1 protein-coding gene is annotated in these 2,067 nt (G+C 67.9%); it reads right to left on the reverse strand.

Going from position 1 to position 2,067, the window contains the following annotated elements; all coding sequences use genetic code 11:
• Window positions 1–93: 93 nt before the first annotated feature.
• Entirely contained in the window at window positions 94–1,410 is a 1,317-nt protein-coding gene (gene ltrA / locus STBA_RS01400; protein ID WP_216355899.1) for a group II intron reverse transcriptase/maturase, read from the reverse strand.
• Window positions 1,411–2,067: the final 657 nt, after the last annotated feature.

The raw sequence follows: 2,067 nt of genomic DNA on the forward strand, positions 1-2,067 counted from the left end.
TAGGGTCGGGGGCTGGCGCGGTGGCGGAGTGCGTCCGCTCCGTTTCCAGCCCCCGCCGCATCGAACCGTGCGTGCGGTTCTCCCGCACACGGCTCACCGACGCCGTTCACCGCCGGCATTCGGCCTGCCCCGCCAGTCCCGGAAGGGTCTGGGGGCGACGACGGTCCCGTGCAGGGCGATCAATCCCAGCGAATCGGGAGAGGCGAAAGCCACTACCGACCAGCCGAACTTCCGGCTGCGCCGATGCTTCTTGGCGAGAAACCCGCCGATCCGCATCCGCGCATAAGAGCCGATCTGGTCAAAGCGGTGGGCCGAGTTCCCGAAACGGAAATACGAGGCCCACCCACGCAGGAACGCGTTCACGTCCTCCACGATCACCTTGACCGGCCGCAGCAGCCGACGCCGGTCCGTAAGATCACGGACTCGGTCACGGGCATGCAGCATCGCCCTGTCCGAGGGCCAGCGGGCGAGGAACTCCACGGGACGACGCCCTCCGCGCGGCCGGGAGGTGACCCACCGGTGGTGGAAACCGAGGAAGTCCACTCCCCCGCCTCCCACCCGCAGGTGCACGATCCTGGTCTTGGCCGCCTTCGGCTCCAGGCCGAGTTCGGCCAGCAGAGCCTTCAACCGCTCAAGGGCGGCCTCGGCCTGCTCACGGGTAGAGCACATCACCACGGCATCGTCGGCATAACGCACCAGCACCCCATGCCGACGGACGTCCCATACCCGGTCCAGCCGGTGCAGGTAGACGTTCGCCAACAGCGGGGAGACGACCCCGCCTTGAGGAGTACCGGTCACGGGCCGACGGACCTGCCCGTCCTCCATCACCCCGGCCCGCAGCATCGCGCGCAGGAGTTTGAGGACCGACCGGTCACAGACGCGTTCCTCGACCGCCCGCATCAACTTCTCGTGCGGAATCGCCTCGAAACAGTTGGCGATATCCGTCTCCACCACCCACCGCCTGCCCTGCCAGGCCTGATCGATCAAGACCTGAAGAGCATCGTGCGCACCGCGCCTGGGCCGGAACCCGAACGAACACGCGAGCATGTCGGCTTCGAAGACCGGCTCATGCACGATCTTCAACGCCGCCTGCACGACGCGGTCACGAACAGCGGGAATCGACAACGGCCGACGCTCCACGGAACCGGGTTTCGGGATGAAGACCCGGCGCGCGGGCAACGGCCGCCAACCACCTTCCCTGAGATCCGCGGCCAGCTCGTCGAGAAGCCGGTCAACGCCGTACTCCTCGACATCGCTGAGAGTGGTGGCGTCAATGCCAGGAGCGCCGTTGTTCCGACGCACCATCGCCCACGCGCGCCGCAGGACGTCCCTGCGGTGGACCTTGTCCCCCAGCGCGTGGAACCGCCGTCCGGGATCGGCCTTGGCCGCCCGGTAGAGCGCATGCTGCAAGGCTCGGACCGGATCCAGCTTCAGGGATCCCGACGTGGTGGAACTAGCCGATGTGGCACTCACCAAGCCCCTCCAGACAGTCCGCGCATCGACGAAGCAGCGGCCCTTCCCTGGCCGGGGGTTGTGTTGTCCGCCCGGCTCATCGCGGTACTACGGCCGCCTCCGACGCCCACCCGGCCCGCGCCCACTTCCCGGGGAGCACCCGGTTATAGGACGCGAAGCTTCCGGCGGCACCTATCCGCAGGCCACCGGGCCGGGGAGGGCCTCCCCAGTTCCCGTTGTCACCGTCGCAACGTTCCGTGCCCCATACGCCGAGGAGTCCTTCACGGCTGCCCATCCAGGATCTTCACCGCTTCCATGGCCTTCGCCCTGATTTCGGGGGCTCGGCACTCCCTGTCCCCACCCCGAAAGGCGGGCCTCTAACGACGCCGCAGGCTTCGCGTGATGCTACGGACCGCTGCTTTGCTCCCCCTTCACAGGGCTTTCGACACTGGGCTTCGACGCCGGGCGTTTCCCCCCGACGCCGCCAGTCTGCTACCGGGCCTCCTGGCAGCTACCCGGACCGGACTTCCACCGGCAGGCGACAACGAGCTTACGACCCAAGATCAACTACACATCAAGACCTCCGAGTCTGCTGGGCGCGCGAAAGCGCGAGGC

The sequence above is a fragment of the Streptomyces sp. MP131-18 genome, from assembly GCF_001984575.1.
In the GTDB taxonomy this organism is placed as follows: Bacteria; Actinomycetota; Actinomycetes; order Streptomycetales; family Streptomycetaceae; genus Streptomyces; species Streptomyces johnsoniae.